A 15,739-nucleotide genomic window follows, 5' to 3' on the forward strand; every position below is an offset into this window, starting at 1 on the left:
GCAGTGATATGACGATGCTAAAAAAAGGCGATCATGCACCTGATTTTCAACTACCGCGTGATGGTGGTGAAACAATTCAATTGACACAATACATAGGTCATCTTGTTGTCTTGTATTTTTACCCAAAAGACGACACCAGTGGCTGCACAATTGAAGCACATGATTTTACTCAATTAAAACCTGAATTTGAAAAACTTGGCGTTATCGTGATTGGCATGTCACCTGACAAAGTTGACAAACACAATAAATTTAAAACCAAACATGATCTTGATGTTATATTAGTATCGGATGAAACAAAGAGCACACTTGAATCTTATGGTGTTTGGGTAGAAAAAAGTATGTATGGTCGAAAATATATGGGTGTCGAACGAACAACGTTTTTAATTGATAAGAATGGTAAAATCGTTGAAGTTTGGCCTAAAGTCAGCGTGACAGGCCATGCAGAAAACGTTTTAAAAGCTGCAAAAAGTCTCAAACAATAAATTAAGATATTTTTAATAATTTCATGTATACAATAACTTTTTTATAAAAGGTTAGGCACAATGAAATATGCATTAAGAGTGACAACAATTATCGCTGTATTTGCTCTATCTGCGCTTTCAACAAGTTTTGCACATCGCAATCATTTAATTGATGATAATTATTCAATTTTTGAAATACGACAAACTATTCCACCTAAAGTTCAATTCTCACTCAATAACGAAAAGATTGATAGAGAAAGCTCTATTATATTTAAAGAAGAGACTTCTATAGATTTTTTTGTCGTCAGCGAGACTTAATTTTTCATTTAACAAAATTTTATATTTATTTTGATACTCTTAAAATCATATTATCTTTCATTAATCAATGAAAGCTTTTGGTTATCAATATAAGACAGAATAATATTTTAATATTAAACCCAAAGCTTTTAATTTTTTTTTCTAAGAACATCATAAATTCTTTACTCAATATCCTCAATAGCTTTATCTCCACCATGGATGCGTTGAGATAAAGAAGCCTCCATAAATCGATCTAGATCACCATTTAAAACATTTTGCGGGTCAGTACTTTCTACACCCGTACGCAAATCTTTTACTAGTTGATAAGGTTGCAAAACGTAAGAACGAATTTGATGTCCCCAACCGATATCGGTTTTTGTTGCTTCAACCGCATTGGCTTCATCTTCTCTTTTCTTTAATTCTTCTTCATAAAGACGTGCGCGCAACATCGACCAAGCAGCAGCACGATTTTTATGTTGTGAACGTTCCGCTTGACATTGAACCACAATACCTGTCGCAATATGTGTGATACGCACGGCAGAGTCTGTTGTATTGATATGTTGTCCACCTGCACCAGACGCACGATAAGTATCAATTCGTACATCCGATTCTGAAACATCAACTTCAATATTATCATCAATGACAGGGTAAACCCATATACTGGCAAAGGATGTGTGACGTCTTGCATTTGAATCAAACGGTGAAATACGTACCAATCTATGGACACCAGATTCCGTTTTTAACATACCATAAGCATTATGACCTTTAATCAATAAAGTCGCTGATTTAATTCCTGCTTCTTCACCGTCATGTAATTCTAAAAGATCAACTTTCATTCCATGTTGTTCTGCCCACCGCGTATACATACGCAACAACATTGATGCCCAATCTTGGCTTTCGGTTCCACCTGCACCAGCATGAACTTCAAGATAACTGTCATTTGCATCCGCCTCACCTGATAAAAGAATATCAATCTGACGCTTTTCAATTTCTATTTTAAGATTTCTAATAGCATCTTCAGCATCATTTACGATTCTCTCATCGTCTTCTTCTTCTCCCAACTCAATAAGTTCAATATTATCATGCAGTGTTTGGGTTAAATAATTTATGCCATGAATACTATCATCCAAACGTTGACGCTCACGCATCAGCTCTTGAGCTTGCTGTGCATCATTCCACAAATCTGGATCTTCTGCCCTTTGATTAAGAAATTCCAATCGCTTTATAGAATGATCCCAGTCAAAGATGCCTCCTCAGCAGCGTAATTGCTTGCTTTATTTCATCAATGAGTGTTTCAATTTCTGCGTTCATTTTAAACCGTTTCAAATTCAATTATGATTATTAGGAATGAAATTATATACATTAAAACAAATATAGAAATTCATCTTTCGGTCATAGTTTCAACAGGGGACATAAATCATATGTCCCCTGTTTGTCAAAACTAATGATTGAGCTTAATAAAGACCGCCTGCTCCACTTTCTATAGCATTATTGACTTGTGGTGAAGTTGGAGCAACACGTACACCTTCTTGAAAAGATTCAGAACCACCAATAACTTGGTAAACATCAGCAGGACCCGTTCCTGGTTTAAAGGCCTCAACAATGACATTGCCTCCACCTGAATTGGCACGCATTCCTGTTTTTCTATCTATAGCGACCTGTAGCATGCCATCAGGTATTTTAAAATCAACATCTGGTTGATCCTTCATGGCATTTTCCATAAATTCACCAAAAATAGGAGCAGCTAAAGAACTTCCTGTTCCACCATATCCAAGTGAAGCTGGTTGATCATATCCTATAAAAACGCCAACAACAATATTAGGCGTAAAGCCCATAAACCAAGCATCTTTGGAATCGTTTGTTGTTCCTGTTTTCCCTGCAATATGACGCTTAAGAGCACTTAAACGCGCTGCAGTTCCGCGTTGAACAACACCTTCCATCATTGACGTAATCTGATAGGCTGTCATTGGATCCAAAACCTGATCTCGGTCATCAATCAATGTTGGTTCGGGCTGATTATTCCATGATGAAACATTGCAATTTTCACATTGTCTTTGATCATGCCGATAAATTGTTTTTCCATAACGATCTTGTATACGATCAATCATTGAAGGTGAAATAGACCGGCCACCATTGGCAATAACAGAGTAAGCCGTTACCATTTTTAAAACAGTTGTTTCACCTGCCCCCAAAGCCATTGGCAAATAAGGCTGCATTTTATCGTAAATACCAAAACGTTCGGCATATTCAGCAACAATCGGCATACCTAAATCATTTGCAAGTCTTACGGTCATCAAATTTCTTGATCGTTCGATACCGTAACGTAAAGTGGAGGGTCCCGCGAATGTTCCGCCATAATTTTTGGGTTGCCATACATTACCATTATCTTGACGGATAACCACAGGACCATCAAGAACAACAGAAGCAGGCGTATAGCCATTATCAAGTGCTGCCGCATAAACGAAAGGCTTAAATGCTGAACCTGGCTGTCTTAAAGCTTGCGTTGCACGGTTAAATTCAGATTCTGAAAAAGAAAAACCGCCAACCATTGCAAGCACACTTCCTGTACGAGGTTCCATGGCAACAATTGCACCTTCTACCTTAGGTGCTTGCCTTAATAAATAAGCATTATTTTGATCTTTTTTCTTTTCGACAAAGATCACATCACCGACATTTAATACACCTGTAGGATTATTAACACTTGTACGACGACCATGATTATCAACCAAACGCAAAGCCCATTTCATATCTGTAGCACTAATGCTTGCCACATCACGCTCTTGAGAAAGAGCACCAGAAACTTCTTTTTTAGGCTGCAAACCAATTTCAACATTAGTGGCAGATGTCGATAAAACTACAGCCAAACGCCACTCTGGAACATCACTATAACCAGCAATCTTACCAAGTTCAACGCCCCAGTCCTGTCCTGCATCGATATGCTTATAAGGACCGCGCCAACCATGATTTTGATCAAATTTAATCAAACCATCTAAAAGCGCACGTCGCGCCATAATTTGAAGCTGTGGATCTAATGTTGTCCTGACAGATAAGCCCCCTTCATAAAGGACTTTTGAGCCATATTGTTTCATCAGTTGGCGGCGTACTTCTTCAGTAAAATAATCAGCTGCAAAAACATATGTATCATCACCACGCAATGTTACACCTAATGGTTTTACTTTAGCTTGTTCCCCTTGCTCAAAGGTCACATAGCCATTTTCAACCATGCGATCAATCACCCAATTTCGTCTATCAAGCGCACGCTGGGTATGACGGAAAGGATCATAATTACTTGGACCTTTTGGTAAGGCAGCCAAATAAGCACTTTCTTCAAGTGTTAACTCATTCACTGACTTATTAAAATATGTCAAAGCAGCTGCCGCAATACCATAAGCACCACGACCAAGATAAATTTCGTTCAGATATAATTCTAAAATATGATCTTTAGAATAAGCACGCTCTATACGCATTGCCAAAACAGCTTCTTTGACTTTACGATCAATTGTTGCGTCAGAGCTTAAAAGAAAGTTTTTTGCCACTTGTTGAGTAATGGTCGAAGCGCCTTCAGGACGTCTGCCCGAACCAATATTGCGCACATTACTCACAACCGCACGTGCCAATCCTTCGGGATCAAGACCAAAATGATTATAAAAATTTTTGTCTTCAGCAGAGATAAAAGCAGACTTGACCAAATCTGGCACAGACTGAATAGGCAGATACAGACGGCGATTCGTCGCAAATTCTGCCATCAAACCACCATCTGCTGCATGAATACGTGTCATGACAGGTGGTTCATAATTTTCCAACACTTCATAGTCTGGCAAATCATCATCTTGAGATTGATTTTGTGCCATTGCATCTTGAAATGAAGGCACAATAAGGCTCATTGCCACACCAGCACCAAGAATATATCTAAAAAACTTCATCATCGTATTAGGATGCCGCCTTCTCTCAAATTTCCTATAGCAAAACGATTATTTCACTGATCTATTGAATCTAGCCTACAATCTACAATAGGTTTATAGATCTTATATTATATATTTCATGTCAAAGTTAAGACTTTTCAAAAAATTTATTTAAAACGATTATAATCTTCATTTATTTTGTATAATCACTTCCAATACGATATTGTGCGAATTCGATAACTGATTGCGCAATAGTTCCTGCCATCTTAAATCGCCAAGCAGGATCAGAAATTAATTTTTCATCATGTTTATTGGAGAGATAACCAAGTTCAACCAAAACAGATGGAATGTCATGTGCTTTTAAGACTTGAAATCCTGCATATCGATGAGGATTTTTTATAAGCTTAATATTGTTTTGAGATAAATTTTGAACCAATTGATCCGCAAAACTTACTGAAAATGCATGTGTTTCTCTGCGTGTAAGATCAATTAAAATATCGGATATTTCTGGAAATTTATCGGCAGGTAAACCATCAAGCAAGTCGGTCTTATTTTCACTCTCAGCCAAAACGCGCGCAACATTATCTGAAGCCTGATCTGAAATTGTATAAACCGTTGCCCCACGCAAAGATTGCGTATTTATTGAATCTGCATGAATAGATATAAAAAGATCAGCACAATACTCTCTTGCTTTTTCCACTCGTTCATTTAACCGCAAAAAAACATCGGAATCTCGTGTTAAAAAAACATCAATCAAAGTATTTTTTTCCAGTTCTTCCCGCAGAGCGCGTGCAAATGCGAGGGTTACATCTTTTTCTAATATTCCAGTCACACCTTGTGCGCCGCTATCTATACCACCATGTCCAGCATCGATCACAACACGAAAAGGCGACTTTTCATTGTTTTTTGACACATCAATGGAAGAGAAATTTTGAGTATTTTGTCTTTTTAGCAAATTATCGAAAGTTTGTTCGCTGTCTTTTTTAAGGTCAACTATCACTTGCCAAAATCCGTCATCCAATTGCTCCACCTGTTGATTTTCGACCGAAAAGCTAGTATTGATAGTGAGTATGATGCGTGATGAATTCTGACTAACAAGTCCGTAGCGTATACTGGATAACATTCCAACAGGAGTTGGTTTTTGTTTTTGTTCTGAAAAATCCACCGTTGGTAAATTGATAACAAGACGCTTTGGCAAATTAAAATATTGTAAATTATACGTCGGTTTTTTATCAAAAACACTTATAAATCTTAATCTTGACTCATCCCCAACCACGCGCAAATTAATCAGCCCCAAACGACTTGTATTTTGTGCATGTGCAGAAAAAAGAAAAAAAGAGACAAGAGACACATTGATAAAAGCAAACAGCCATAAACAATGCTTAAGAGCGGTCTTATCTCTCAATTTCATCGCATTCATATTGAGGTGGCGGTTCATCATATTTATTCACTATTTTTAAAAATATACGTCTTCATAAGTGACGGGCAGTTTGTTTTCAAGAAATTGTTAAAAATAAAAAAGCTTTCAAATACAATAGACTGCTCAGGTTAATAACGAATAAATGAATGAAGTCTATGATTGATACTTGTTTTCAACACTTTAAAGACTTAAAAGAAATAAGAACTTTTACGGAGTTAAACAAATCGACAAGCGTTAGCAAACACAATGTCGGCTTTAACAGCCCCTTTAAGTTTGTGAATTTGTCGCAGTATGATTGCACAGACAATTTATGGTAATTGCGAACAAATTCATCATTTTAAGTTTCGCTCGTCCGGTATTCCGGGCTATTTTAATATGATTTTACCGGAGACTCGCTTTTATCATGAGTCGCATAAAACATTTGGTGATGAATTATCAAAGAGCAGCCTTAATAAATAGGCAAAACCGCTCCACCGTTTATGATGAACAATCGGTAAGTCATCTTTTCATCGGCAGACAGCAATATCTAAACGTAGCATTTCTTAATGTGCGTAAAGATTTTTTAATGCTTGTCGCCCGCAGGATTTTACATAATGTCAAACAAAATGCTTATAGACGCCTCCCACCCGGAGGAAACTCGCGTAGTTGTTGTACGTGGTCATAAAATTGAAGAATTTGATTTTGAATCAGAGCATAAAAAACAATTAAAGGGAAATATTTATCTCGCCCGTGTGACGCGCGTAGAACCGTCCCTACAAGCCGCCTTCGTTGAATATGGTGGCAATCGCCATGGTTTTTTGGCGTTTTCAGAAATTCATCCAGATTATTATCAAATTCCAGCTGCTGATCGTCTTGCACTTTTGGAAGAGGAAGAAAAAGCAGCAAATGATGACAATGATTTGGATTATTCTCATGAAGAAAATATACAAGAATTAAAACGTTCGAAAAAAACGAAGTCTAAAAATCTTAAAGATCTTGCCTCTGAAGATTTTGAAGAAAGCATTTCGGAATCACTTGAAATCGATAATGATGACGACAATGATCAAGATAACGATCATAATGATGAAGAAAACATAGAAATGGTAGGGGCGGAAGATGCCCTTGAAGAAGTTCCGCGCCATCAAAACAATCAAAGACGGCAATATAAAATACAAGAAGTTATTAAAAGACGCCAAATTTTGCTTGTACAGGTTGTCAAGGAAGAACGCGGCAACAAAGGTGCGGCTCTCACAACCTATCTCTCGCTTGCAGGACGGTATTCTGTTTTAATGCCAAATACAGCACGCGGTGGCGGTATATCGCGTAAAATCACTAATATTCAAGATCGTAAACGTTTAAAAGATATTGTTAAAAACCTAGATGTTCCAAAAGGTATGGGCGTAATTTTACGAACCGCAGGAGCCAATCGCACCAAAGCTGAAGTTAAACGCGACTATGAATATCTTATGCGATTGTGGGAAAATGTTCGCAATCTCACATTAGAATCAGTAGCACCTTCACTTGTGTATGAAGAAGGCAGTCTTATAAAACGATCTATTCGTGATCTCTACAACAAAGATATAAACGAAATATTAGTATCAGGTGATTCTGGATATCGTGAAGCAAAAAACTTTATGCGTATGTTGATGCCAAGCCATGCCAAAGTTGTACAACCTTATCGCGATCCATTTCCTATTTTTACGAGAAATGGAATTGAAACGCAGTTGGACCGTATGCTTCAACCACAAGTAACCCTAAAATCAGGCGGTTATTTGGTTATTAATCAGACAGAAGCTTTGGTTGCTATTGATGTGAATTCTGGACGTTCAACAAAAGAACATTCAATTGAAGAAACCGCATTTCAAACGAATCTTGAAGCTGCTGAAGAAGTCTCGCGACAATTGCGTTTACGTGACCTAGCTGGTCTCGTCGTAATTGATTTTATTGATATGGAAGAAAAACGAAATGTTCGTGCGATAGAAAAAAAACTAAAAGACTGTCTTAAATTTGATAGAGCGCGCATACAAGTAGGACGCATCTCACATTTCGGTTTAATGGAAATGAGTAGGCAACGTATTCGTGCATCGGTTTTAGAAAGCACAATGCAGCCCTGCCCTCATTGTGGAGGCACAGGACATATACGTTCAGATTCATCGGTTGCACTTCATGTTATTCGCGCGATTGAAGAATATCTTTTACGGCATCCAAATTTTAATATTGTGGTACATACACCAGTTTCTACCGCGCTTTATGTTCTTAATCATAAACGCCAAGTCATCGGTGATCTCGAATTACGCTTTGGTTTAACGATAAGTATTGAAGCAGACGAAAATATTGGTTCACAACATCTTAGTATTCATAAAGGATCACCAGCAGAGGGAACGCCAATCATACCTGCACCCCTTCCTGTTTTAGAAGATGATATTGACGAACCAAAAATTGAACTCACGACTGAAATTATTGAAAAGACAAATACAGAAGAGACAGCTTCAAAAAGAAAAAAGAAAAAACGTGGCAAACGTAATAATCGTGATGATGAATCATCACCTAATGCACATCACGCACACAATGATGATGATATTGCTGTAGAAGACAATAAACGTCGTAGAAGACGTGGACGTCGTGGTGGAAGACGACATCGCGATAATGATTTTAATCGTCGTCATCTTCCCTATGCAGAGCCAGTAGGTGAATTTGCAATTCGTGCATTAGCTGAAATAAAACAAGCACGACGCAAACGCCATATACCCGCGGCAGAACCTGTAGGATTCACAAACGTTATAAACATTAAAATCGATCAGTCAGATTCTGTTTCTCCATCAGTTACAGTCTCTAAAAAACGTAGGCAAAAAACAAAAAAAGGCTTTGATACAAAATTGCCTGAAATCAATGAAAATAAAGGTGATCTTATATTAAATGCCGCGGCAACAGTTGAAGGCGACACAGTAAAAGAAACTTCAAAACCAATCGCTAAACGCGGACGAAAACCAAAAATACCCTCAACATTAAAGACACATGATGTTTCTGAGAAAGACTTGCAGCAAGCAAAAGCAGAAAAAGAACAAAATACACAAGAAATTATTGAGGACGATAAAATTGTAAAACCTGCGAAAAAAACGCGCAAAACAACAGTAAAAAGAACAAAGACTGCGAAAACTTCGGTGCAAAACACCTCCCTTTCACCTATCGAAGAAAACGCAGAAGAGCCTTCTCAAGAAAGAAAAAAAAACGTTAGAAAAAGTCGTACAGTAAAAAAAACTGATTCACAAAACGCCAAGAAGATCGATGACGCAAAAACCTCAAACGAGCCTATCTTAACATCATCTTCAAATGAACCAGATGAGGTACCTAAAAAAGCTGGTTGGTGGCAAAAAAAAGGCTTTTTATAAATTTAAAAAATTCATACTGCCGTAAAAACTGCGGCAGTATGATATGAATCTGTTGATATAGAAACAGAATAAAATTTTATCACTGGTATGATATCTTTTACATCATATAACTTTAAAGAATAACTCACAGTAAAAATATATATTTATTGTGTTGGTTGCATTTAGTCATTGTTCGATCGATGTAAAAATGACGATAAATAATCGATATTTTTATTTTACCGAAATGAAAACCAGAGTTTTAACCTATTATTTCTTCTTTTAAATTGGCGGTACTGATGTTTCTTTAAAACAATTCACACGACATCTTACTTAATAAAAAATTTTTGAATAATAAATATTTTTCCATGAAGTTAATATTTTAACTTGTAGAACAATCAATGAACATATAAAAATTGTTCTGGTTTTGTTTCAATGCGATTCGTAAAGGGATTTAAAAATGCTAACGCGCAAGCAATATGAGCTTCTTTTATTCATTAATAATCGCCTAAAAGAAAGTGGTATTCCGCCTTCCTTTGATGAAATGAAAGAAGCACTCAATTTAGCTTCTAAATCAGGTATTCATCGTTTAATCACAGCGCTTGAAGAACGTGGATTTATTCGAAGACTCCCTAATCGTGCGCGCGCTTTAGAGGTTGTTAAATTACCAGAAAAAATATCGTCCCATCATTCTATACAACGAAAATTTTCATCTCAGGTTTTAAAAAGTTCGAAAACAGATAATTTATCCAAACAAACACGTGTCATTGTTGAAACTCAAAACAGAGATAGCACAACAGTTCCGGTCATGGGGCGCATTGCAGCAGGTGTTCCTATCTCAGCCATTCAACACCAAACCAATGTTCTTTCTTTACCTGCCGATATGATCGGTTTAGGGGAACACTATGCTTTAGAAGTTAAAGGAGATTCTATGATTGATGCTGGTATTTTTGACGGAGATACTGTTATTATAAAGCGTAGTGAAGTGGCAAATTCAGGAGATATCGTCGTCGCTTTAGTCGATGATGAAGAAGCTACTTTAAAACGCTATCGTCGAAAAGGTGCGTCAGTAGCACTTGAAGCTGCCAATCCTGCTTATGAAACAAGAATTTTTGGTCCTGATCGCATCAATCTCCAAGGAACTCTTGTTGGACTTATTCGTCGATATACATAAAAATTACATCCATCTATGTATTTTAATATCTATATATTTCAAAAATTTTTATAATCTCAAAATTATTTATTAGCTAATATTTGATATTTTATCATATTAATATTGTGAAAAAAATTTACAGTTTATTTAATAAATATGACAAATTTATTAAGGTTAATATTTTCAATCATTACTTACATGAGCTTTAATTTAATAACTTTTTCATAAGTGAAAATGAACGATAAACTATAACCGATCTTATAAAACTTGTAACTAAAATTAATGCTGTTGTTGCATTAAATAAATTATATAGCGTTAATATAATCTGTTATACAATTTACTGTTACGCTTTCATATGTTTACGTCAAGATCCATTAACATCAATTTTTAATTTAACGATAAGAAAATAAAGCTGGTATACTATATTATATGACTAAGAATAACGACGATCATCTTCAATTTTTTTTAACAGCTCCCCAACCTTGTGCATATCTTAAGGATCGTTTTGAGCGAAAGATTTTTGGATATTTATCAGATGATAAAGCTACAGAATATAATTCAAATTTAACAAAATACGGTTTTAGACGATCACAAAATATTATTTATCGTCCTGTTTGTGAAGGTTGTAAAGCTTGTATATCCGTAAGAATATTAGTTGACCATTTTAAACTTACAGCTTCCATGTCACGCGTTATGAAAAAAAATGCTCACCGAGTTGGCACAGTATGTCCTGCAAAAGCGACATCAGAGCAATATTCACTCTTTAAAGATTACATTAATTCGCGCCATGTAGATGGTGGAATGAGTAATATGTCTGCCTTAGAATATCAAATGATGGTGGAAGAGAGTAAAACGAAAACAAATATAATTGAATATAGAAATCAAAATACGGATAATCTTATTGGCAGAGTAAGTAATGAACCACTTATTGCTGTGGCATTAACGGATATTATTGATGATGGTCTTTCAATGGTTTATTCATTTTATGATACAAATGAATTGAATACTTCACTTGGTATGTTTATGATTTTGGATCATATTCAAAGAGCCAAAACATTAGGTTTGTCTTATGTTTATCTTGGTTACTGGGTCGAAGGTTCAGCTAAAATGAATTATAAAGCCCGTTATCAACCACAAGAGCATTTGACTGAAAATGGTTGGGTTTTAAAATAATTTAAAACATACCAAGGATATAATAAATTATGATAAAAGATCGGGTTATTTTATCTAAGATGACACCTATTTTTAAAGGTAATGCTCGCTTGGTCTTTGTTCATCCAACGAATTCAGATGCGCTCATCAAAGTACCGCGCCCTGAATGGATTTCAAAAACACAAACCATTCCGCATTGGAAGAAAAGGTTTAAACCTTTTGGCGCTAATTCAGTTAATTTACATGAATTACGTGAAATTATACGCATAAACCCTGATGCGGAAATGTACCAGAGTCATATGTTGACTGTTTTAGGATTTCAGCCGACTGATCTTGGTTGGGGACTGGTTGTCCGTGCAGAAAGAGGTGAAAATGGTGATTATGCGCAACCTGTTGCGCATTATGCCCAAGATTTAGCACATATAAATTATGCCTTAGAAGCCTTTGAAAATTGGATAAAAAAAACAAATGCTGTTTTGTATGATCTTAATCCTTGGAATCTTGTCGTTAGTCAACGTAAGAAAATATTAGAGATTGTTGTCATCGATGGAATAGCAGAAAAATCTGCACTTCAGACAAGAACATATTTTCCAACATTTAATAAAAAGAAAAATCTTGAAGTCTTTGAACGTTTTAAAAAACATCTTGAAAAAATCAAAAATGAAGGCATGTATCAATAAGATAATAAATTATATCAAATTGATTATTTGCAGCTTCATAGTGCGATAAACATATAAAAGCATTGTTGCTTTATTCAACAACGCTTAAACTCCTTTGAAAAGAAAAACAGACGGAGACTTATGTATTTTTTTCGTACGATTTACGATAAGATAGCTGTACTTTTTTACAATTTTTCATAATTACAGTTTTTACCATTATACATATAAATTCATATACTTATGGATATAAAAACAATCACTATTTAAAACCAAAAATTGAAGGAATTCTCGTCAAATTTATAGCTTTTGTTATTTTATGACCTCTCCTTTAAACTGAGTTACGTTTCAAAAAAATACGTCGCAAAATTGCAATAATTATAAGAATTGCAATCACGATAGCTCCAACGAAAAGCCAAGCTGCATTTTTAATCAAAAATGAACTTGGAATCCCCTTTTCAATAGTTTTCAAGGTCTCATAGGTAATTGTTTGTGAACCATCGCCAAAATGTCCGCGTACATAATTAGCAACTGCAATGATCTGGTCGTCATTTAATGGATGATAGGATGCACTAGGCATAAAAACTCTTCGATCTCCGTCATATCGATCCACACCTAAACGGATAACTCCAATTAAATTTCGAGGATCGTCCATTCCCACAGTCGCATTATGAGTGAGTGAAGGATAAAATCCATCTTGTGTACCTTGTCCATTAATACCATGGCAGCTGGCACAAACACTATTATATAAAAATGCCCCATTCGTTGTGTCAGCAGTTGTAAACCCTCGAGGATTTTTTTGATTACCATATTCAATCTCACTTAATGCCAGTTCTTTTCCATCATACTCATAAGCTGGCATAGTCTGTTCAGGATTGTTTATGGCAGGCACATTTTTAAGATAAACCGCAATAGAGGTAATATCTTCCTCACTAAGATAACGCAAAGAATGGTTAATTGCTTCTGCCATCACACCAGCCGCCCCGCCTTTTTCCGCTACATTTTGCCCTTTTAAATAGGCGATAATCTCTTTTTCGGACCATCCACCAATTCCTGAAATATCATCTGATGTAATATTGGGTGCACGCCATTGATCAGCATAACCGCTTGAAAGATATTTAGCACTATCTTCTGCCATCAAAGTATTACGAGGCGTATGGCATGTTCCGCAATGACCTAAACCATCAACCAGATATTGCCCACGCTTTAATTCTTGTGAGGCGTTATCTGGTAGTTTTATGCTTGCTCCTTGGCCATAAAGTATATTCCATCCTATCATTAAGGTACGAATATTAAATGGAAAGGCAAGATTGGTTTCCTGTTCAGGTTTTATATCGACGGGTTCAACACCCAACATAAAATAAGAATAAAGTGCTTTAATATCATCATCATTAATACGACTAAATGCGGTATAAGGCATGCCAGGATATAAATTGGTACCGTCTTTTCGAATACCCTTACGAACAGCATTCGAAAAGTCCTCCAAAGAATATTCCCCTATTCCAGCCTTTTTAGAAGGCGTAATATTAGAAGAAATAATATTACCCATTGGTGTTGATATTGCTAAACCACCTTGAAAAGGTTTTCCTGATGGATCAGTCGCTCTATGACATGCCATACAATCAGCAGCTTTAGACAAATATTCACCTTTTTGCACCAATGAAGGCAATGCATTTTGTGCTAAAGAGGAAGAAAAAAAAGCACTTAGAGATATAAAACATAAAGATGCACCAATTAAAATATTTTTAAATACAACGCGCATTTATACCTCCCTCAGGATCGTATCAGCAGCTTTTAACGCAAGTGCAATACCGGTGAGCGTTGGATTTATAACGCCTGCAGCAGGTATAACACCTGTAGTTGTTAAAAAAAGATTATCATGATCATAGGTACGGCAATTTCCATCAACAACAGAATTTTTAGGATCATCACCCATTATAACTGTGCCCATAATGTGGTCACGGTTTTGCCAGCCCGTATTCATATTAATCACTTCAGCATTCATACCTTCAGTAAAATTTTGATAGTCATTCATTGCCAAAGGTAAAGCATTCTTAATATAATCGCTTACATCATAATGAACACGCAACATAGGTATCCCAAGGGCATCTTTTTTGTCAGGATTAGGAGTAACTCTATTCTCAGGAAACGGCAATTGTTCAAAAAAAGTTGAAAAACTTATGTAACGAGAAGCTTGATCTTTTAACTGCCGATCCAGTTCACTGCCAAGCACGCCTTGTTGCAATAAACGAGACGTAATAAAAGCATTAGGAACAGTATTATTGAGAGAATGTTTAAAACATGAATGCTCAGAACGAAAATGACCATCCCGCCAATTGAAAATTCCACCCTGTTGGGCTTGTCCACGCCCAGTCCACAAGGGTTCATCAACAAGTGCCAGATAACCAGCACCTGTATGATCCATAAGATTGCGTCCAACCATATCTGAAGAATTCGCAATCTCCGACATCAAAAGAAGTTTTGGTGTTTCAAGACCATGCGCTGCAACGATAAAATAGCGTGCGGAAATTTTTTTATCATCCCCTTCAGGCGTTTTATAATGAACAGCGGTTATTTTATTACTTTTTCCTTTTTCAAGTTTATACACAGTCGCACGTGTAATAAGTTTAGCACCAGCTTTTTCGGCATGTGCAACATGAATATCACCACTATACATTGCCCCAATAGGACACACTGGCATACAGCTATTATTTCCCGCACAAACTGGTCGACCATCGTAAGGTTTGGTTGCTTTTGCTACAGGCTCATGAATAAAATTATACCCCATGGGTGCAAGTCGTGCCTGCAATCTTTGTATGGCATAAGTTTTTGCTTCAGCTTGTAAAGGATAAGGTTTTGAACGAGGAGGAAATTTTTTTCCGCCTTGACCACTTTGATCTTCTTCATCGCACCCTGCTGATCCAACAGCAGCTTCTGCACGACAATAATATGGCTCTAATTCAGCATATTCTATAGGCCAATCCCGTCCAACACCGTAAACTGATTTTAGCTTCATATCATTAGGAATATAACGCCAAGTTGCCGCGGCCCAATGATGCGTTGTACCACCTGCAAGTTTTAACATACCGGGACGAAATGAAAACGAACCAACATTATCTATATAATCCTTTTCATAAGATGTATGAGCCCAAGGTTCATTTGGATAAGGAGCGTTATTATTACCCTGATCGGATGAGTTTCGAAAATTTTGAACAATTTTCCAACGTGGTACCCGATCACCTGCTTCAAGAATGATAACGGATTTACCTGCTTTTGCTAATTCATAGGCTGCATTGGCGCCAAGAGCACCTGAACCAATCACAACCACGTCTGCGTCAAATTGTTGAGTCATTT

General features: G+C 36.5%; 11 protein-coding genes. 6 read left to right on the top strand and 5 right to left on the bottom strand.

Going from position 1 to position 15,739, the window contains the following annotated elements; all coding sequences use genetic code 11:
• The first annotated feature begins 8 nt into the window (after nt 1–8).
• Together bcp and ME5_RS07315 are read left to right on the top strand one after the other, a co-directional pair.
• Nucleotides 9–482 carry a thioredoxin-dependent thiol peroxidase gene (gene bcp / locus ME5_RS07310; protein ID WP_008039819.1) on the top strand — a complete coding sequence of 158 codons (474 nt, stop codon included), beginning with the start codon at nt 9–11 and terminating at the stop codon, nt 480–482.
• 60 nt (nt 483–542) lie between these two features.
• Complete coding sequence (locus ME5_RS07315; protein ID WP_008039821.1) at nt 543–779, top strand: hypothetical protein; 237 nt, start codon at nt 543–545, stop codon at nt 777–779.
• A gap of 161 nt (nt 780–940) precedes the next feature.
• On the opposite strand, the gene prfB is transcribed toward ME5_RS07315, so the two are convergent.
• The 3 genes from prfB to ME5_RS07330 all read right to left on the bottom strand — a co-directional run bounded on the left by prfB (nt 941) and on the right by ME5_RS07330 (nt 6,080).
• Nucleotides 941–2,069 (bottom strand): peptide chain release factor 2 gene (gene prfB, locus ME5_RS07320; protein WP_196793515.1). Its coding sequence is split into 2 segments (ribosomal slippage): nt 941–1,999 and nt 2,001–2,069, totalling 1,128 coding nucleotides; the frame shifts between segments, so codons are not numbered across the junction.
• 143 nt (nt 2,070–2,212) lie between these two features.
• On the bottom strand, nt 2,213–4,684 hold the full coding sequence (locus tag ME5_RS07325) for a penicillin-binding protein 1A (protein ID WP_008039823.1): 2,472 nt from the start codon (nt 4,682–4,684) through the stop codon (nt 2,213–2,215).
• Between the two features lie 169 nt (nt 4,685–4,853).
• Nucleotides 4,854–6,080 (bottom strand): N-acetylmuramoyl-L-alanine amidase, encoded by a 1,227-nt coding sequence (locus ME5_RS07330; RefSeq protein ID WP_008039824.1) that lies wholly within the window; start codon nt 6,078–6,080, stop codon nt 4,854–4,856.
• Nucleotides 6,081–6,673: 593 nt separating this feature from the next.
• On the opposite strand from ME5_RS07330, the gene ME5_RS07335 reads away from it, so the two are divergent.
• From ME5_RS07335 to ME5_RS07350, 4 genes are all read left to right on the top strand, one after another.
• Nucleotides 6,674–9,448 carry an Rne/Rng family ribonuclease gene (locus ME5_RS07335; protein ID WP_008039825.1) on the top strand — a complete coding sequence of 925 codons (2,775 nt, stop codon included), beginning with the start codon at nt 6,674–6,676 and terminating at the stop codon, nt 9,446–9,448.
• A gap of 436 nt (nt 9,449–9,884) precedes the next feature.
• Complete coding sequence (gene lexA / locus ME5_RS07340; RefSeq protein ID WP_008039826.1) at nt 9,885–10,598, top strand: transcriptional repressor LexA; 714 nt, start codon at nt 9,885–9,887, stop codon at nt 10,596–10,598.
• A gap of 408 nt (nt 10,599–11,006) precedes the next feature.
• The gene (locus tag ME5_RS07345; protein ID WP_008039827.1) at nt 11,007–11,750 is read left to right on the top strand and encodes an arginyltransferase; all 744 of its coding nucleotides are present in this window, start codon (nt 11,007–11,009) and stop codon (nt 11,748–11,750) included.
• A gap of 29 nt (nt 11,751–11,779) precedes the next feature.
• A complete protein-coding gene (locus ME5_RS07350; protein WP_008039828.1) occupies nt 11,780–12,409 on the top strand; it encodes a YrbL family protein in 630 nt (209 codons plus the stop codon).
• Between the two features lie 307 nt (nt 12,410–12,716).
• Here the strand turns inward: ME5_RS07350 and ME5_RS07355 are convergent, their stop codons facing one another.
• Nucleotides 12,717–14,147 (bottom strand): cytochrome c, encoded by a 1,431-nt coding sequence (locus ME5_RS07355; RefSeq protein ID WP_008039829.1) that lies wholly within the window; start codon nt 14,145–14,147, stop codon nt 12,717–12,719.
• Entirely contained in the window at nt 14,148–15,737 is a 1,590-nt protein-coding gene (locus tag ME5_RS07360; RefSeq protein WP_245256507.1) for a GMC family oxidoreductase, read from the bottom strand. It lies immediately after the preceding gene.
• Nucleotides 15,738–15,739: the final 2 nt, after the last annotated feature.

It is taken from the genome of Bartonella tamiae Th239 (genome assembly GCF_000278275.1).
Taxonomy (GTDB): Bacteria; Pseudomonadota; Alphaproteobacteria; order Rhizobiales; family Rhizobiaceae; genus Bartonella; species Bartonella tamiae.